This window comes from Vibrio sp. B4-6, from assembly GCF_963888245.1.
Taxonomy (GTDB): Bacteria; Pseudomonadota; Gammaproteobacteria; order Enterobacterales; family Vibrionaceae; genus Vibrio; species Vibrio anguillarum.
The window spans coordinates 427,074-445,483 of the sequence record NZ_CAWPIM010000011.1; the positions used below are offsets into that span (position 1 = coordinate 427,074).

Annotated in this window: 15 protein-coding genes; 12 read left to right on the plus strand and 3 right to left on the minus strand. The window is 45.2% G+C overall.

Annotation, left to right across the window (positions count from 1 at the left end; all coding sequences use genetic code 11):
* Positions 1-6 precede the first annotated feature (6 nt).
* Both AACV20_RS04950 and argS read right to left on the minus strand, forming a co-directional pair.
* The gene (locus AACV20_RS04950) at positions 7-435 is read right to left on the minus strand and encodes an HIT family protein (RefSeq protein ID WP_013856359.1); all 429 of its coding nucleotides are present in this window, start codon (positions 433-435) and stop codon (positions 7-9) included.
* A gap of 83 nt (positions 436-518) precedes the next feature.
* Positions 519-2,255: an arginine--tRNA ligase gene (gene argS, locus AACV20_RS04955; RefSeq protein ID WP_170906963.1), complete on the minus strand. Its 1,737-nt coding sequence runs from the start codon at positions 2,253-2,255 to the stop codon at positions 519-521.
* A 205-nt stretch (positions 2,256-2,460) separates the two neighbouring features.
* Between argS and AACV20_RS04960 the strand changes: the two genes are divergently transcribed.
* Complete coding sequence (locus AACV20_RS04960; protein ID WP_013856361.1) at positions 2,461-3,057, plus strand: VOC family protein; 597 nt, start codon at positions 2,461-2,463, stop codon at positions 3,055-3,057.
* 26 nt (positions 3,058-3,083) lie between these two features.
* On the opposite strand, the gene AACV20_RS04965 is transcribed toward AACV20_RS04960, so the two are convergent.
* The gene (locus AACV20_RS04965; protein WP_170906964.1) at positions 3,084-5,861 is read right to left on the minus strand and encodes an insulinase family protein; all 2,778 of its coding nucleotides are present in this window, start codon (positions 5,859-5,861) and stop codon (positions 3,084-3,086) included.
* 214 nt (positions 5,862-6,075) lie between these two features.
* Between AACV20_RS04965 and sixA the strand changes: the two genes are divergently transcribed.
* The 11 genes from sixA (at position 6,076) to AACV20_RS05020 (ending at position 18,381) form a co-directional block, all read left to right on the plus strand.
* Positions 6,076-6,540: a phosphohistidine phosphatase SixA gene (gene sixA, locus AACV20_RS04970; RefSeq protein ID WP_017049124.1), complete on the plus strand. Its 465-nt coding sequence runs from the start codon at positions 6,076-6,078 to the stop codon at positions 6,538-6,540.
* Between the two features lie 181 nt (positions 6,541-6,721).
* Positions 6,722-8,815: a flagellar biosynthesis protein FlhA gene (flhA, locus tag AACV20_RS04975; RefSeq protein WP_170906965.1), complete on the plus strand. Its 2,094-nt coding sequence runs from the start codon at positions 6,722-6,724 to the stop codon at positions 8,813-8,815.
* A gap of 52 nt (positions 8,816-8,867) precedes the next feature.
* Positions 8,868-10,355 carry a flagellar biosynthesis protein FlhF gene (gene flhF / locus AACV20_RS04980; protein WP_170906966.1) on the plus strand — a complete coding sequence of 496 codons (1,488 nt, stop codon included), beginning with the start codon at positions 8,868-8,870 and terminating at the stop codon, positions 10,353-10,355.
* A 13-nt stretch (positions 10,356-10,368) separates the two neighbouring features.
* Positions 10,369-11,256, plus strand: a complete 888-nt coding sequence (locus AACV20_RS04985) for a MinD/ParA family protein (RefSeq protein ID WP_170906967.1) — start codon at positions 10,369-10,371, stop codon at positions 11,254-11,256.
* Positions 11,249-11,983, plus strand: coding sequence for an RNA polymerase sigma factor FliA (locus AACV20_RS04990; RefSeq protein WP_010318887.1), 735 nt, complete (start codon positions 11,249-11,251; stop codon positions 11,981-11,983). The genes AACV20_RS04985 and AACV20_RS04990 overlap by 8 nt, the downstream gene beginning before the upstream one ends.
* A gap of 44 nt (positions 11,984-12,027) precedes the next feature.
* Positions 12,028-12,396 (plus strand): chemotaxis response regulator CheY, encoded by a 369-nt coding sequence (gene cheY, locus AACV20_RS04995; RefSeq protein ID WP_033197405.1) that lies wholly within the window; start codon positions 12,028-12,030, stop codon positions 12,394-12,396.
* Between the two features lie 57 nt (positions 12,397-12,453).
* A complete protein-coding gene (locus tag AACV20_RS05000) occupies positions 12,454-13,170 on the plus strand; it encodes a protein phosphatase CheZ (protein WP_017045236.1) in 717 nt (238 codons plus the stop codon).
* A gap of 9 nt (positions 13,171-13,179) precedes the next feature.
* A complete protein-coding gene (locus AACV20_RS05005) occupies positions 13,180-15,474 on the plus strand; it encodes a chemotaxis protein CheA (RefSeq protein ID WP_170906968.1) in 2,295 nt (764 codons plus the stop codon).
* Positions 15,475-15,499: 25 nt separating this feature from the next.
* Entirely contained in the window at positions 15,500-16,615 is a 1,116-nt protein-coding gene (locus tag AACV20_RS05010; RefSeq protein WP_094125773.1) for a protein-glutamate methylesterase/protein-glutamine glutaminase, read from the plus strand.
* A 10-nt stretch (positions 16,616-16,625) separates the two neighbouring features.
* The gene (locus AACV20_RS05015; protein ID WP_026027244.1) at positions 16,626-17,402 is read left to right on the plus strand and encodes a ParA family protein; all 777 of its coding nucleotides are present in this window, start codon (positions 16,626-16,628) and stop codon (positions 17,400-17,402) included.
* Entirely contained in the window at positions 17,392-18,381 is a 990-nt protein-coding gene (locus AACV20_RS05020) for a chemotaxis protein CheW (RefSeq protein WP_017048525.1), read from the plus strand. Before AACV20_RS05015 ends, AACV20_RS05020 begins: the two co-directional genes overlap by 11 nt.
* Positions 18,382-18,410: the final 29 nt, after the last annotated feature.

An 18,410-nucleotide genomic window follows, 5' to 3' on the forward strand; every position in this document is an offset into this window, starting at 1 on the left:
CGACGTTTATCCTTTTCTAAAAATAGAACTCAGTGATAGAACATTTTGGATTCTGGTTAAGATCGCTTGCTGTTCTTGTTCGGCTCTCACTATCCCTTGAGTATTGCCCCAGATAGGCCCAGGCCATGCTATGTCATTTTTAAATCGAGCAACATGGTGAATATGGAGCTGAGGAACCATGTTACCCAGCGCACCTAAATTGAGTTTATCTGGACAAAACGTGGCTTCAAGAGCTTGGCTAACGGCTTGAGATTCGCATAAAAATTGTTGCTGTTCCTGCATTGGTAGATGATGCAGCTCTTTCAAATTGGCACGTTTAGGCACCAGAATAATCCAAGGTACGGCATTATCTTTATGGAGTAAGGCTAAGCAAAGAGGAAATTCACCAATGACGGAAGTGTCTTTGGCCAGTTGCGGGTGGAGTTCAAAATTCATGTCAATCTCACTTGCACGGATGTTATCACCGATAAAAGAAAAGGCTGACCATGGTCAACCCTTTCATTCACTCATAGCTGTCGTTACATACGTTCTAATGTATCAATACCGAGTAGCGACAGACCTTGCTTGATGGTTTTTGCTGTCAACGCAGCCAGTTTTAGGCGGCTTTGTTTCACACTTTCATCTTCAGCGACTAAGATTGGGCATGCTTCATAGAAGCTAGAGAATTGGCCAGCTAATTCAAATAGGTAGCTACACATAATGTGAGGTTGGCCTTCGCGGGCAACAGCTTGTACCGCTTCTTCAAACTGCAGAAGTTTCGCAATCAAAGCTTTTTCTTTCTCTTGTGTGACTTTAATTTCACCCGTCAGGTTATCCATCGATACGCCTGCTTTAGCAAAAATTGACGCGACACGTGTGTAGGCATACTGCATGTAAGGTGCAGTGTTACCTTCAAATGCCAACATGTTGTCCCAGTCAAACACGTAATCGGTAGTACGGTGCTTAGAAAGATCAGCATATTTCACTGCGGCCATCGCGACAGTATTGGCAATGTTCGCTTTTTCTGCGGCGTCTAAATCAGGGTTTTTGGATTCAATTAATTTAGCGGCACGCTCTTGCGCTTCATCGAGAAGATCGGCCAGACGAACAGTACCGCCAGCACGAGTTTTGAACGGGCGGCCATCTTTGCCTAGCATCATACCAAAGGCGTGGTGTTCAAGAGTCACTTCGTCAGGTACATAGCCCGCTTTGCGGACAATCGTCCATGCTTGCATTAGGTGTTGATGTTGACGCGAGTCGATAAAGTACAGCACACGGTCCGCACCCAAGGTTTCATAACGGTATTTTGCACACGCGATATCGGTTGTGGTGTATAAGAAGCCGCCATCACGTTTTTGGATGATAACGCCCATCGGCTCGCCATCTTTATTTTTGTATTCTTCAAGAAAAACGACTTGTGCGCCATCATCTTCTTGCGCCAAACCTTTTTCTTTTAAATCGGCTACGATGCCGGGCAACATGTCGTTGTACATGCTTTCGCCCATCACATCATCGCGCGTCAACGAAACATTCAAACGATCATAGTTACGCTGGTTTTGGATCATGGTGATGTCCACCAATTTTTTCCACATTTGAGCGCAGAATTCGTCACCGCTTTGTAGTTTGACCACATAATTTCGTGCTTTAGCGGCAAACACTTCATCTTCGTCGTAGAGTTTTTTTGACTCACGATAGAAAGCTTCAAGATCGGAAAGTTCCATTGAAACTTCGTTACCAGATTCTTGTTGCACACGTTCAAGGTTGGCTATCAACATACCAAATTGCGTGCCCCAGTCACCGATGTGGTTGGCGCGGATCACTTTATGGCCTAAAAATTCCAAGGTACGTACAACGGCGTCACCAATGATGGTTGAGCGTAAGTGGCCTACATGCATCTCTTTGGCAACGTTAGGCGCTGAGTAGTCTGCGACGATCGTCTTCTGCGCTTCTTTGGTTACACCTAGGTGCTCATCTGCTAGGGCGATATCCGCTTGTTTAGCAAGAAACGCTTCACTGAGGAAAATGTTGATAAAACCTGGGCCTGCAATTTCCGTTTTGCTCGCAATGCCATCGAGGTCCAGAACATCCAATACTTTTTGAGCAAATTCTCGCGGGTTGGTACTCAGTTGCTTAGCTACGCCCATAATGCCATTGGCTTGATAGTCACCAAATTGCGCTTTGGCCGATTGGCGAACAGCAGCAGGACTGCCAGCTGGTGCGCCTGCGGCTTCAAGAGCCTGAGATACTTTGTCATTAATCAGTGCTTGGATATTCACACGCGTTTCCTTTAATTCTTGGAATTGCAAAGGTATGCATTTTATTCACCATTTAGTGCCAATACATATCTTAATTTTGTTCATCATTTGGCGCACATAATACCAATTTTATTGAGGCGCTTATAGGGACTAAATTAGGAAATTTTCTACTTTTCGAAGAGTTGTTGGTACTATTAGACGATAATCATCATTTTGGACTATTTAAATGCTTGAACCATTAAAGAATGCAGCGCTTCATCCTGAACAGCTTAAGCAGAATTTAGATAAATTTATGCATAAAATTCAAGAATTAACCAAAATTTTGCATATTGATTTATCCACAAATCAAGCTGACCACATTGCACTGCGCATTAATGATCGTAAATTAGCGTCATTAGCACATGCGGCATGGCTGGAGGAAGGGCGAGAAATATCGAGTGCTCAGATAAATGGCCGTCCTATCATTGTGATTGAATTTGCGGTGCCACTATCGGCTAATGGTTGGTCAATAGAATGTTTGGAATTGCCTTACCCTGCCGAGGGGAAAATTTACCCAGAGCAGAGCTGGGAGCATGTGGAATTTGTGGTGCCATCTGAGGCACAAACCGCGCAAGCCTATTTGCAGGATATACTGTCGATTTACCCACGATTAAAAGAATGCTGGACAACATTAGACATTCAAGGTGTTCAAGTTAAATTGTCCAGTCCAAAAGGGGAAGGGGAGCGATTACATAACCCGACGGTTGCATTTAAGTGGCAAGGCGTGTGCATTAAACTGCATCCCCACTCTTTAAAAGAGATCGTAAAATCAGAGCAAAGATAAATTGCTCTGATGGTGATGAAGTACGGTTATCCTAAGTTATAGCTTTTAGGCCGAAGCTGGAACGCTTCAATTGAGCCAATTTCTTGCCCTAAACTGAGTTTCTGAACCGTTTGATGTGCGTTTCCTTGGCTGTGCATGATCAGTCGATTGGCGGTCCTTGGTTTTAGCTCATTGACCACAAAGCGAATCATATCACTGCGACTGAGTGATTTCAGTTCACTCAAAACCTGCTCTCTTTGATCAAAGCCGGCATCTTTATTGCCGATAGCAACCCAAAGTCTTTGCGCACGGCTGCGAAGGGTGGGGTCGGGCGTTGAAATTTGATTCCATAAACCGCGCTTACTGCTGTGCCACTGGTATTCGTTGAGCTCCAGCAACACCATGTAAAAAGCATTTAAAAATTCATCTACAGCGCTAATCAGCTCATAAGGGGCAGCATTCGGTGACTGGACATAGAGTACGATGCCTGGGTGACGGTTTAATGGCATGTTGCCCGTTCCGACCATATAACCAAGTTGCTGCTTAGTGCGAATTTCATGAAAAAATGTAGCGGACATCAAGTGATTAGCTAATGAATATAAGGCGATGCTGCGCGGTGCGGCATCATTACACTGATAATAGACCACCACAGCAGAATCTTCTTGATCGCAGTGAACCTCTTTTTGAAAAGTCCCACTCTCTCCGAGCATGACGAGTGGTCTTAATGATTCCTCGTACTGTTGATCTTTGACTCGTAATGCATTTTTAAGCGTATCTGCCATCGCTTGTGCATCACTTCTTAACCAGTCGCCATAGACAAACATCTCAACATGAAGTTGCGCTAATATTTGTTCAACGAAATCACTGAGTTCATCGACTTCTATCTGTTTTAAGGCACCAAGTAGCGTTTCATAAGGAGGGTTGTTGGGTTGTAAAATACCCGTCATTGCATTGAAAAGCTGCGAAATTGGACGATCTTTAGTGGTATTTTGCCAGTTACGAAGCAGTTGTTGCTTGATGGTGTTAAAGCGTTTTAGGCTAAAATCACGTTTAGCAAAGCGTGCGAGAATCATCTTCATTAACTGTGGTTGTTTTTCGCTAAAACCAGAAAGCATCAGGGTGACGCCGCCTTGATGAGCGTACATGTTGTAACTCATCCCAGCAATTTCTGCTTGGTAAGTTTCCGTGGCCAGCGAGTCTAAAAACATTTCCACACAGAGACGGGTTTTAACAATATTTCGAGCAGTGGCTACCGAGATGGGGCTATCAATCGCGATGTAAATTACCCCTTTAGGCACTCTAAATTCATGGTCTTGTAGATGCCATAAACGAAAGCCTGGTAACTCTTCAATGATTTCCGGGTGTAAAGGCGTTGAAGGCTCTAACGGTTTTGGGTCTAAGTCGTAACAGATAAAAGGATTGAGTGGCGGTAAGTTTGTTTCAATGTCGCAAGGGGTTGCGAATGTTGCAAGTTGTGACGCCGATAATGGAGTAATTGAATAGGGTGTAAAATACCATTTCGCTTTCTTATCGTAATACCCATCTTTAGCAATTAACGTGGCGCGTAGGTTTTCAGGAGTCAAATAATGAAGAGCTTGCTTAAGTAGCGATTCGTTGTAGCCCGCCATCATATAATCGCCATAGATAGTGTCTTGCGGCTGATAGTGCTGCATATTAACCACTAAATGGCTGACCATGTCTAATGGCCTTGTCGTTTCTTGAAAGCGAAAAGCCGATTCAAGCACCGCTCTTTTCTCAAGGTAACGCCATTCGTTCAGCCCCTGCTCTGCGATTAATTTAATCTGAGTAAAGAGTGACTGGATGATGTTATCGACCTGTTTTACGCCTTCATGTGTCAGGCTAAAACTTATCGAAAACTCACGATAATTGCTGCCACTCGCGCCGCCTCCAGCCGATAAGGACGTGATCCAACCTTTCTCTTTTAATGCCAGCATTAAACTGCCTTCACCTTCGTAACCGATGAGATGGGCGAAATAAGAGAGAGGTTTGATATGATAAAAGTCATCCGCGCTTGGGGCTGGGAAGCTTAAAATCAGTTTGCGGATCTCTTTTCGTGGCTCGATTTGAATCAAGACGCCTCGGTGCGCGTCTAAAACAAAAGGCACCTCTATTTTTTTCGGGCCGAGCTGTTTATTTGGGATGGAGGAAAATTCATCTCTTGCCCACTGCTCTAACTCATCAAGTGTCTGTGGGCCCGCTAGCGAGAGCGTCATCAAATCAGCCGAGTAATTTTCATGGTGAAAACGGACAATTTCTTCACGGATAGAGACACCATTTCTATCACACAGCGTTTCTAAATTACCCACTGAAAATTTAGCAAACGGGTGTTGCGGATTAATGGTTTCTTTTTGAACCTGATAGAGCCTTCTCGAATCATCATTCTGTTTGAGTTTAAATTCAGAATCCACCGCTTGGCGTTCTTTATCCAGGGCTTCTTCATTAAACAAGGGGGCACAAAAGAATTGGCTGAATCGGTCCAAGGCTTTTTCAAAATGATTTGGGCTTACATCAAAGAAAAAACAGGTGTGCTCTGTACCAGTCCATGCGTTATTGCTGCCACCATGTTGATTAATAAAACTTTGAAACTCACCAATTTTCGGGTACTTTTCTGTGCCTAAAAACAGCATGTGTTCCAGATAGTGGGCAAGACCTTCTCTGTCTTCAGGGTCATCAAAATGCCCCACATTAATCGCTAAAGCAGCGGCTGACTTTTGTGCATCATCCGCTTGAATAAGTAATGTTCTCAGACCATTAGTTAACGTAATGTAGCGGTATTGGTTGGTGTCGTTAGGGCTTAAATGCACAGTGACTCTCCACAGAAAAGGCTTTTTTAATTATGGCGTTGAAACGGTTAGGTGCAAATTTCAAGCAATGATTTTATGAGCGAAGTGCCATTTTAGTCCTTCAGGAGACTTTTTAATAGACTGTTAACAGTGTCGAAGTCTTTGCTTGGTTGCCTGATATAATCGAGAATAAAGCCGCCTAGACGGCATAGATAATAACCACTAGGAATGAGTAATGAAGATTTTTATTATGCGTCACGGAGAAGCTGAACATTATGCAGCGAGTGATGCACAAAGGGCCTTAACCGAAAGAGGTCTTCGTGAGTCTGTTGCTGTGGCTCGTGCTTGTGAAAAGCAAGATCTTCGCCATGTAGATAAAGTATTGGTAAGCCCTTACTTACGGGCGCAGCAAACTTGGGCTGCGATAGCCTCTTATTTTAATGCCGATGAGGTTGTGACCTGTGATGACATCACACCTTATGGGAAAGCGGAAGTGGTATTTGAGTATGTCTCTGCCTTGGCCGATGTAGAACAAATCGAATCAGTGCTGCTGGTGTCTCATTTACCGTTAGTTGGCTATCTCGCGGCTGAATTTGTTACCGATTTAGTCCCTCCAATGTTCCCCACATCCGGTCTGATTGGTATCGAATATGATAGAGAGTTGCGTAAAGGACAGCAGATCTGGAGTATTAATCCTTAAACCACGATTCAAAGTAAAAGAAGTTCACGTAATTTGAATAACTAGGCTACGTTAAGTGAAGGGTTATTGCCTTTACTAATGTAGCCATTATTTTGACTGTTTTACTGGACTAAAAATTGCATCGCCGAGTTAACGCATTGTCGCATTTATAGATATTTATCAACAGATTGCTTGCTAACCTATGAAATTTACTCTCCCATTTGCAGATAAATTGCCATCAATACCGCAGCGAAGTATGCCAGCAATCGGTGCGCCGGTTATGGTATTGGCCACGTTGGCTATGGTCGTTTTACCGATCCCGGCCTTCCTATTGGATCTGTTTTTCACTTTTAACATTGCCTTATCGATGGTTGTGTTACTCGTCACTGTCTATACCCGTAGACCGCTTGATTTTGCTGCTTTTCCTACGGTTTTGCTTATTGCAACCTTACTTCGACTAGCCTTGAACGTCGCTTCAACCCGTGTGGTTTTATTGTATGGTCATGAAGGCCCCGGGGCGGCTGGTAACGTCATTGAAGCGTTTGGTAGTGTGGTGATCGGTGGTAACTACGCCGTCGGTTTAGTGGTGTTTTTGATCTTGATGATCATCAACTTCATGGTAGTAACCAAAGGTGCGGGACGTATTTCTGAGGTGAGTGCTCGCTTTACCCTAGATGCCTTGCCGGGTAAGCAAATGGCCATAGATGCGGACTTAAATGCGGGTTTAATCGATCAAGACCAAGCGCGGCTACGACGTTTCGAAGTAACCAAAGAAGCGGATTTCTACGGTTCAATGGACGGTGCGTCAAAATTTGTTAAAGGGGATGCGATTGCTGGGATCTTAATTTTGTTCATCAACATTATTGGCGGCTTATCGATTGGTATGGCGCAATATGGGTTGGGTTTTAAAGAAGCGATCCAAATCTACACACTGCTGACCATTGGTGACGGCTTAGTGGCTCAGATCCCCTCATTGCTGCTTTCGATTGGCGCTGCCATGATGGTTACCCGTCAAAATACCGATGAAGATATGGGAGAGCAAGTCGTCTTCCAACTGTTTGACAACCCTAAAGCATTGATGATTACCGCTTGTATTCTCGGCATCATGGGCATTGTACCGGGTATGCCTCACTTTGCTTTTTTACTGCTAGCCGCGTTAGCGGGTGGTTGCGCGTATTGGATGATACGCAAACAGAAAAAAACCGCCGACGAAAAGAAACTGCCTGCAAAAGTGGACAACGAAGCAGCCACTCAAAAAGAGCTCTCTTGGGATGATGTTCAACCCGTTGATGTGATTGGCTTAGAAGTGGGCTATCGATTGATACCGCTGGTGGACCGAGATCAAGGTGGAGAGCTGCTCGAACGCGTAAAAGGTGTTCGGAAAAAACTGTCGCAAGACTTTGGCTTTCTCATCCCCGCAGTGCATATTCGTGACAATTTAGAATTAACACCCAATAGTTATCGCATTACCTTAATGGGGGTTGCTGTTGGTGAAGCGGAGATCCGCCCAGATCAAGAACTGGCGATTAACCCTGGTCAAGTCTATGGTGTTATTGACGGTGAACGCACACTCGACCCTGCATTCGGCCTTGAAGCGGTTTGGATCCGTGAAGAACAACGTGAACACGCACAAGCTCTCGGTTACACAGTTGTGGACTCATCGACCGTACTCGCCACTCATTTGAGTCAGCTTCTCACTAATAACGCCTCGCAACTGATTGGTCATGAAGAGGTTCAAAACTTAATTGAAATGCTGGGTCGCTCAGCGCCAAGGCTAGTTGAAAATTTCGTTCCAGATCAACTGCCGTTGGGTACAGTCGTTAAGGTACTGCAAAACCTACTCAATGAAGCGATTCCAATCCGAGATATTCGAACCATAATACAAACCTTGGCGGAGTATTCTGGGCGGAGTCAAGAACCTGACATCCTAACGGCGGCCGTTCGAATCTCATTGAAGCGTTTAATCGTCCAAGAAATCAATGGTATAGAACCTGAACTACCAGTGATAACACTAATTCCTGAGCTGGAACAAATATTGCATCAAACCATGCAGGCGTCAGGAGGAGAATCGGCAGGTATTGAGCCAGGCTTAGCAGAGCGTCTACAAGCTGCACTGAGCCATGCAACGCAAGAACAAGAATTGAAAGGTGAGCCCGCCGTGTTACTCACGTCTGGTGTGCTTCGTTCAACTTTGGCGAAGTTTGTGAAAAACACGATACCTAATTTGCGTGTGCTCTCTTATCAAGAAATACCTGACGAGAAACAAATTCGGATTGTTCAAGCCGTTGGTAACTAACGAAACTGCTGTTACCTAATCGGGCTTTAGCCATTTAACACGGATATCTGCTTTGAAAATAAAACGATTTTTTGCCAAAGATATGCGAACAGCGCTGCTGCAAGTGAAAGAAGAGCTTGGTGCGGAAGCGGTGATCATGTCGAATAAAAAAGTCGCGGGTGGTGTGGAAATCGTTGCCGCTGTGGATGGTGAACAGCCCACCCAGCAAAACAGTGCCAAGCGCTATAATTCGCAGCCTAGACAACAAGGTTACACCCAAGTCCCCCCGTCTTTGAACAAATCCTCTCGTGAGTTGGATGATGATCGAGTCAGCCTGCAAAACAGCGCAGACACTGGGCGTTCAATGACCAAACGTTTTGCAAATATGTTAAAGCAGTACAGCGCACCAAGTGGCTCAGATTCGGACTATCACGCCGAAAATGAAGATTCGCTCTCTGCATTATTGCAACGTCAATCAGGTTCATCTAACACCAACTCAGTACACGGTAATGCAGAGTTACGAGCCGATTCGCCATTAGCGAAGTTAATTGCAGAGGATAGAAGAGCGTCCACCCGTCAAACGCCGAAGTTAGATCCATCGCGTTATGATCGTTACCCAACGCAAGAGGCGAGTGTTTCGAACCCAGAGCTGGAAAACATGCGTGAAGAGATGACCTCAATACGCCGCCTGTTAGAACATCAAGTTTCAGGATTAATGTGGCAAGAAGTTGAGCGTCGAGAGCCTTTGCGTGCCATGCTCATTAAAAGACTTGAGCGCATGGGGGTTTCACAAGAACTGGCTGACCAGCTCGCGTGCTATATCCCAGAAGATACTGCTCCAACTAAAGCTTGGAAGGCACTGCTTGGCTTAGTGGCTGATCAAGTCCCTGTTTCCAAACAAGATATTCTGAAACGTGGTGGTGTGGTTGCGCTATTAGGCCCAACAGGGGTTGGTAAAACCACCACCATCGCTAAACTAGCCGCTCGCGCCGCTATGGAGTATGGCGCTGATAACGTCGCTCTAGTCACCACAGATACCTACCGTATCGGTGCTCATGAACAGCTCTCTATTTATGGCCGAATCATGGGTTGTCCAGTAAGAGTTGCTAAAGATTCCAGTGAGTTAGCCGATGTAATATATCAGCTAAGAAATCGGCGTTTAATTTTAGTTGATACCGCGGGGATGGGGCAGCGTGATGTTCGGTTATCAGAGCAGCTCGATACCCTGATGCAAGAGAGTGGCGAAATCATCCACAGTTACCTTGTTCTGCCTGCAACGGCACAAAGAAAAGTATTACAAGAAACAATCGAGCACTTTAGAAGGATCCCTCTTTCAGGGTGCATTATGACTAAGCTTGATGAGTCACTGAGCTTAGGGGAATTTGTGAGTGTCGTGGTTCAAAACGCACTACCCGTTGCTTACATTGCGAATGGCCAGCGTGTACCAGAAGATATTGTGATTGCCCAGCCGAAGTACATGGTTGCAAAGGCAAACGAATTGCTAGAGAAGTCGACAGAGAATGAACCTCACTATTGGAGCAGCGACTCCGAGAGATTCTAGGCGGCGGACAAATATGGCGAATAATATGATATATGACCAAGCGAGCGGTTTACGCCGCTTAACTCAACCGTCACTGACCAAAGTCATATCTGTGACTGGTGGTAAAGGTGGTGTGGGTAAATCTCACGTGACACTCGGCATGGCGATCTGCATGGCTCGTCAAGGCAAAAAAGTCATGGTGTTGGATGCAGACTTAGGTTTAGCTAACGTGGATGTTATGCTTGGCATACGCCCGAAGCGAAACTTAGGGCATGTACTGGCTGGCGAGTGTGAACTCAAAGATGCCATCGTCGAGGGGCCTTTTGGGATACGAATAATTCCAGCAACCTCGGGCACACAGTCGATGACAGAGTTGTCACACGCCCAACATGTTGGTTTAATACGCGCCTTTGGCAGTTTAGAAGATGAGATGGATATTCTGCTCATCGATACAGCCGCAGGTATTTCTGATATGGTCGTGAGCTTCTGTCGCGCCGCACAAGATGTAGTGATCGTGGTATGTGACGAACCGACATCCATCACCGACGCCTACGCGCTGATCAAGCTCTTAAGTCGTGAACACCAAGTGCAACGTTTTAAAATTGTGGCCAATATGGTGAGAAGTTATCGTGAAGGACGGGAATTATTTGCTAAATTAACTTTAGTGACAGAAAGATTCCTAAATGTGAGCCTTGAACTTGTTGCTTGCATACCTTTGGATGATAAAGTGCGCCAAGCAGTAAAAAAACAAAAAATAGTGGTCGATGCGTTTCCACGGTCACCTGCGGCACTGGCAATCAGCTCGTTGGCAAGTAAAGCGTTAACGTGGCCAATTCCAAGAACGCCGACAGGCCATCTGGAATTTTTTGTCGAGCGTTTGCTAAATAGAGCAGAAAGTGTAGGGGAACCATTCGGTGAATAAAGCGCTTACTTATGACCAACACGGAAACCTAAAGAGCCAACAAGCATTTTTAGAAAAATACTCTGTATTGGTTAAGCGTATTGCACACCATTTAGCAGGTCGCCTGCCACCAAACGTATTAGTCGAAGATCTAATACAAGCCGGTATGATAGGCCTACTTGAAGCACAAAAAAATTATGATGGGAGTAAAGGTGCAAGCTTTGAAACCTACGCAGGAATTCGAATTCGTGGAGCTATGCTCGACGATATTCGGCGTGGTGATTGGGTTCCACGCTCGGTTCATAAACACAACCGAGAGATAACCCATGCAATTTCAGTTCTAGAAGGTGAGCTAAACCGAAACCCAACTGATACAGAAGTTGCGAAGTATTTAGGCATGTCGCTGGATCAGTACCATACTGTATTAACTGACATTAATTGCTCACGGATTGTCGGAATCGAAGATTTAGGTATTTCTGATGATGCAATTTCTCCTCTGGATGACGATGAAGACAACTCGCCATTTAAGGGAGTCGCCGATGAATCGTTTCGTAAAGCATTGGTTGAATCAATAAAATCACTTCCAGAACGTGAAGCTTTGGTACTTTCGCTCTATTATGATGAAGAGCTAAACTTAAAAGAAATTGGTGAAGTTCTAGGTGTTAGCGAATCCCGCGTTAGCCAGATACTAAGCCAATCTATGCAGCGACTAAGAACGAAGTTAAGTTCTTGGACGCAAAATGACTAATATCACTGATTTCGAGCTCAGTGGAGGCAATTTTGAATAAAAACATGAAGATCCTTATTGTTGACGACTTTTCAACAATGCGCCGTATTGTTAAGAATCTACTTCGTGATTTGGGCTTCAATAATACCCAAGAAGCAGATGATGGCCTGACAGCGTTGCCTATGCTAAAGAAAGGTGATTTTGAGTTTGTGGTTACAGACTGGAATATGCCGGGCATGCAAGGCATCGATTTGTTGAAAAATATCCGAGCAGATGCAGAACTTAAGCATCTGCCTGTTCTGATGATCACCGCAGAAGCAAAACGCGAACAAATCATCGAGGCTGCTCAAGCAGGTGTGAATGGTTATATCGTAAAACCTTTTACTGCTGCTACGCTTAAAGAAAAACTGGATAAAATTTTCGAGCGTTTATAAAGCGTGTGGTCACAGACAAAAGGTGCTCTATTCATTTATGCGCGAAAAGGCTAATCGATGATTTCATTAGAACAAGCAAAAGAACTCGTTCAGCTACTGGAAAATGGACAGCAAGATCAGGCGAATCAACTCTTTAAAGAGACCTACGACAAAGCAAGCAATCCAATGCTGCAAGAAATAGGCACTTTGACAAGGGAACTGCATGAATCGCTCAAACAGTTCAACCTTGATGAACGGATGGCTGAGATTGCAAATGACGAAATTCCAGATGCAAGGGATCGTCTTCAATACGTAATTGATAAAACGGAAGTGGCTGCGAATAAAACAATGGATGCAGTGGATCGATGTATGCCGATCGCTGACAGCCTTCACGAAGGTCTGTTAAAAGTGCGTCCACAATGGAATGAGTTGATGCATGGACGTATTGATCTCATTGAGTTTAAAGCACTTTGTCACCGTATTGATGATCTACTATCACAAGTTGAAGGCAACAGCAGCGAATTGCGAGGTCAGCTAACTGAGATATTGATGGCTCAAGACTTTCAAGATCTCACTGGCCAAATAATTCGGCGTGTTATTACGCTGGTTAATGAAGTTGAGAAACGCCTAGTTGAGATTCTCACTGCCTTTGGGGCTAACCAAATAGAACAAAAAACAGACAAGAAGAACCCATCTATCGAACCTGAAGGTCCTATTTTGAACCCTCATGAAAGAGCCGATGCGGTTTCATCTCAAGACGAAGTCGATGATTTGTTATCGAGTCTTGGTTTTTAGGGGTAACGTATGAGCTACGAATTAGACGACGACATTCTTCAGGACTTTTTGGTTGAAGCAGGTGAAATTCTCGAATTGCTCTCAGAGCAATTGGTTGAACTTGAGAACAACCCCGAAGACAGGGAGTTATTAAATGCGATTTTCCGCGGTTTCCATACCGTTAAAGGTGGGGCCGGGTTTCTTGCCCTCACCGAGCTGGTTGAGACGTGCCACGGTGCCGAGAACGTATTTGATATCTTACGCAATGGCCAAAGAAGTGTAACATCGAGCTTGATGGATACGATGTTACGAGCTTTAGACACCGTTAACGCACAGTTTCGCGCTGTTCAAGATCAAGAACCCTTAGAGCCTGCAGATCCCGCTCTACTCGATGAACTTCATAAATTGTGTCGTCCTGCTTCTGAAGATGAAATTGACGAAGTGGAGCCTGTTATTGCTGAAGTTGAAGTCGAGGAAGAGGCCGCTATCGAAGCGCCTGAACCGGAAGTCATTCAACCAGTGGTCTCAAAGGCTGTCGCGTCAAATTCTATCGATGAAATCACGCAAGATGAATTTGAAAAACTGTTAGACGAATTACATGGTAAGGGCACCGCGCCTAATGCTCATTCTGAAAATGCCGCACCGGCGGCCCCAGCGCCTAAAGCCCCAAGTGCATCAGTGGCTGCTAGTGGTGACATTACGGATGACGAATTTGAAAAGCTGCTTGATGAACTGCACGGCGTAGGCAAAGCTCCAACCGTTGAACCCGCTCCTGAGGTTACAGCGAAACCAACTACTCCGCCTAAATCAACAGCGGCACCTAAAGCTTCTGCTGGTGGTGGCGATGATTTGATGACGGACGAGGAGTTTGAAAAGCTTCTTGACGAGCTGCATGGCTCAGGAAAAGGGCCATTGCCAGAAGAGTTGGAAATGGCAACCAGACCTGCTTCTGAAAATGTGAAGCCAGCAGAGCCTGTAAAACCAACAGAGACCGCAAAACCGAAAGCTGAAGCGGCGAAACCTACACCTGCTCCTCAGCCTAAAGTAACGGCTCCAGCCGCCTCTTCCCCGGCGAAAGCTCCGGTTGCAGTGGCTGAGAAAAAAGAAGTATCAGCACCTGCTGTGGCTAAAAAAGCGCAAACTCAGCCGGAAACAACAGTCCGTGTTGATACATCAACGCTCGATATCATTATGAACATGATTGGCGAATTGGTGCTAGTGCGTAACCGCTTGCTGAGTTTAGGGCTTAATAGCAACGACGAAGAGATGGCAAAAGCGGTGGCTAACCTTGATGTAGTTACTGCGGATTTGCAAGGCGCTGTCATGAAAACGCGCATGCAACCGATTAAGAAAGTGTTCGGTCGTTTCCCTCGCGTGGTTCGAGACCTTGCACGTACTCTGAAAAAAGACATCGTGCTTGAAATGCGCGGTGAAGAAACAGACCTTGATAAAAACTTGGTCGAAGCGCTTGCAGACCCATTGATCCACTTAGTGCGTAACTCAGTTGACCACGGCATTGAAATGCCTGATGTGCGTAGCAAATCTGGAAAGCCAAGCACGGGTAAAATCATACTCTCAGCTTCGCAAGAAGGTGATCATATTGAGCTAGCTATCGTCGATGATGGCGGCGGTATGGACCCAGATAAGCTGCGTAGTATTGCGGTTAAACGAGGCATGATGGATGAAGATGCGGCGTCGCGTCTCTCCAATAAAGAGTGTTTTAACTTAATCTTTATGGCGGGATTCTCCAGTAAAGAGCAAATTTCAGACATTTCTGGTCGTGGTGTTGGGATGGATGTTGTAAAAACAGCCATCAATACACTCAATGGTTCAATTGACATCGATTCTGAGATGGGCAAAGGGACTAAGATTACGATCAAAGTGCCGCTAACACTCGCTATCTTACCGACATTGATGGTTGGGGTCGCAGGGCATCCATTTGCTCTACCACTTGCGAGCGTGAATGAAATCTTCCACCTTGATCTTAGCCGGACGAACGTCGTTGATGGACAACTGACCATCATAGTACGTAAAAAATCGATACCACTCTTCTACTTACAGAATTGGCTAGCACCTAAAGCAGGTAAAATAGAACTGCGTAAAGGTCATGGACATGTTGTTATTGTTCAGATTGGTAGCCAGCGAGTTGGTTTTGTGGTTGATACCTTAATTGGCCAAGAAGAAGTGGTAATCAAACCACTAGATAAGCTTCTTCAAAAAACACCGGGTATGGCTGGGGCAACGATTACCAGCGATGGACATATTGCACTAATACTAGATGTGCCAGATTTGCTTAAGCAGTATGCTGCTGCTTCCCGCATTTAAATGAGCACACAATATAAGGACACCCATGGCGATTAGAGTATTAGTCGTTGATGATTCGAGCTTTTTTAGACGGCGTGTGAGTGAAATTATTAACTCTGACACCCGTCTAGAAGTGATTGATGTTGCAACTAACGGTAAAGAAGCCGTAGAAAAAGCGAGAATCTTAAAGCCTGATGTCATCACAATGGATATTGAGATGCCAGTTATGGATGGCATTACTGCTGTCCGTGAAATTATGGCTGCGAACCCGATCCCAATCTTGATGTTCTCATCGCTGACTCATGATGGTGCCAAAGCAACGCTAGATGCTTTAGATGCTGGAGCGTTAGATTTCTTACCGAAAAAATTTGAAGATATTGCCCGTAACCGTGATGAGGCAGTCGCTTTATTACAACAACGGGTTATTCAAATCGCGTCCAAAAAAGGGATGCTGAGAAGACCTTTGGTTTCACGCCCAGTGCCGAGCACATCGTCGCCGTTTGCCAATAGAACAGCAGCTACAACGGCGAGTTCCCCTGCGCCGAAATCAATGAGCACATTGGCTCGCTTTAAAGCTACAGGTAAAAAATATCAGTTGACCGCTATCGGTACCTCTACAGGGGGCCCGGTTGCGTTACAAAAAATATTGACGAAGTTACCTGCGAATTATCCGCATCCGATCGTACTCATTCAACACATGCCAGCCACTTTCACTGCTGCATTTGCAAACCGGCTCAACTCACTGTGTAAAATTGAAGTGAAAGAAGCAGAAGATGGTGATGCATTGCGCCCAGGCGTTGCCTATTTGGCTCCGGGTGGTAAACAAATGATGATTGAGGGCCGTCCGGGTAGTGCTAAATTGCGCATTATCGATGGTGGCGAACGTATGAACTATAAGCCGTGTGTTGATATAACATTCGGTTCTGCGGCGAAGATCTATGCAGATAAAGTGCTGTCAATGATATTGACTGGTATGGGAGCCGATGGTCGTGAAGGGGCTCGAATGTTACAAGCCGCAGGGGCAACCATTTGGGCTCAGGATGAAGAAAGTTGCGTGGTGTATGGCATGCCGCAAGCTGTCGCAAAAGCGGGGATCTCGTCTGAAGATTTACCGTTAGAGCGTATATCAGAACGAATGTTAGTTGAAGTTGGCCTCGCATAAAGGAAGTTCAATGATTGTATGGAGTATTGCAAACCAAAAAGGCGGTGTGGGTAAAACAACCACAACAATTACGCTTGCCGGTTTGCTAAGTCAGCAAGGCAAAAGAGTGCTGTTGGTCGATACTGACCCTCACGCCTCGCTTACTACATACTTAGGTTATGATTCTGATGGCGTGCCCGTCAGCCTGTTTGACCTATTTCAGCAACGTGAGTTAACAGAGCAAAGCGTTACCCCTCTTATCCTAAAAACCGATGTTGAAGGCATTGATCTCATCCCTGCCCATATGTCTCTAGCCACTTTAGATAGAGTCATGGGCAACCGCAGTGGGATGGGGCTGATTTTGAAACGTGCGCTTCTTGCATTGCGCCATAATTATGACTACGTATTGATCGACTGTCCTCCAATCTTAGGGGTAATGATGGTTAATGCATTGGCCGCCAGCGATCGTATCTTAATTCCAGTGCAGACTGAGTTTCTGGCTATGAAAGGGCTCGAAAGGATGATTCGCACCTTAGCCATCATGCAAAAATCTCGTAGCCGATCGTTCAAAGTGACTATCGTACCGACTATGTACGACAAGCGAACCCGGGCTTCTTTGCAAACGCTGAATCAACTTAAAAAAGATTACCCAGAGCAAGTTTGGAGCTCTGCTGTACCTATAGACACCAAGTTTCGTGATGCGAGTTTAAAGCGCTTGCCTGCTTCTCATTTTGCTGAAGGTAGCCGTGGTGTTTTTGCTTATAAACAGTTGCTGATTTATTTAGAGAGGCTAGCTATTGATGAGTAGTGGGCCATTTTTATCCAGTGAACAAGCACTCGATGACTACTTTACAGCGTTACTAGATGAAGAAGCGATTGAACTTGAGCTGAAAGCGGAAGAGCAAAAAGAATTGTCCCTTGCTGAACCTGAGCTAGCGCTTTCGACATCGGTGCAATCTGTACCGGAAAAAAGTTATTACCATGCTGAAGTGGTTGAGTTTGAGCTGCCGAATTTAGATGATGTGCAGCGCTTATTAAGCCAGCTAGAATCAAGTAATCCAGTGGCAGAGTTAGAGCTGGAAGAGATCATGGAGCAAAACACCGTTCAGATCGCTTTAAAAACTCAACCAGTGGCTGAAATTGTTGAAGAGATCCAAGAATGGGATATTCCCGCCGATACTTTGGAAACAGAACCTGAAGTTGAAATTCTGACTGCGGCAGACACTGTTGAAGAATTTGCTGTTGACGTGGAAGTGGTTGAGCAACCGACGGCTGAAGTCGAACTTGAAACGCAAGCGGGCTACTCTGGAATTGGTACATGGCAAAGCACTGCGAGAACACGAGATTTTCAAGTGCTCTATTTTGAAGTGAATGGTGTGACGTTTGCGGTGCCTCTTGATGAACTTGGGGGGATCCACCGTATGGCAACGCTCAATCATTTAATCGGTCGACCTGCTTGGTACCTTGGACTGCAAACGAATAAAGATAATCAGCTAGATGTTGTCGATACGGCAAAATGGGTAATGGCAGAAAAGCTCCATGATGATAGCTACAAAGAAGGTTATCAATACATCGTCATGCTTGGTGACAGTATGTGGGGGTTAGCAAGTACTCAGCTTATGGGTACAGAATTGCTAAGCTCAGAGAAGGTCCGCTGGCGAGAACAGGCAGGCAAAAGGCCGTGGCTTGCTGGAATGGTAAAAGAAAAAATGTGTGCTTTGATCCATGTTGAAGCATTGATAGCTATGCTTAATGCAGGGCTTGATGTAAAAGCACTAGAGAAATAATAATACATTGATGTCGGAATCGACTTAGA

Coding starts and splice junctions, on each gene's coding strand:
- sixA (WP_017049124.1), top strand. CDS start 6,076: ATGAAGATTTTTATTATGCGTCACGGAGAAGCTGAACATTATGCAGCG.
- AACV20_RS04985 (WP_170906967.1), top strand. CDS start 10,369: ATGGCGAATAATATGATATATGACCAAGCGAGCGGTTTACGCCGCTTA.
- cheY (WP_033197405.1), top strand. CDS start 12,028: ATGAAGATCCTTATTGTTGACGACTTTTCAACAATGCGCCGTATTGTT.
- AACV20_RS05015 (WP_026027244.1), top strand. CDS start 16,626: ATGATTGTATGGAGTATTGCAAACCAAAAAGGCGGTGTGGGTAAAACA.
- AACV20_RS05010 (WP_094125773.1), top strand. CDS start 15,500: ATGGCGATTAGAGTATTAGTCGTTGATGATTCGAGCTTTTTTAGACGG.
- AACV20_RS05000 (WP_017045236.1), top strand. CDS start 12,454: ATGATTTCATTAGAACAAGCAAAAGAACTCGTTCAGCTACTGGAAAAT.
- AACV20_RS04950 (WP_013856359.1), bottom strand. CDS start 435: ATGAATTTTGAACTCCACCCGCAACTGGCCAAAGACACTTCCGTCATT.
- AACV20_RS05005 (WP_170906968.1), top strand. CDS start 13,180: ATGAGCTACGAATTAGACGACGACATTCTTCAGGACTTTTTGGTTGAA.
- AACV20_RS04960 (WP_013856361.1), top strand. CDS start 2,461: ATGCTTGAACCATTAAAGAATGCAGCGCTTCATCCTGAACAGCTTAAG.
- flhA (WP_170906965.1), top strand. CDS start 6,722: ATGAAATTTACTCTCCCATTTGCAGATAAATTGCCATCAATACCGCAG.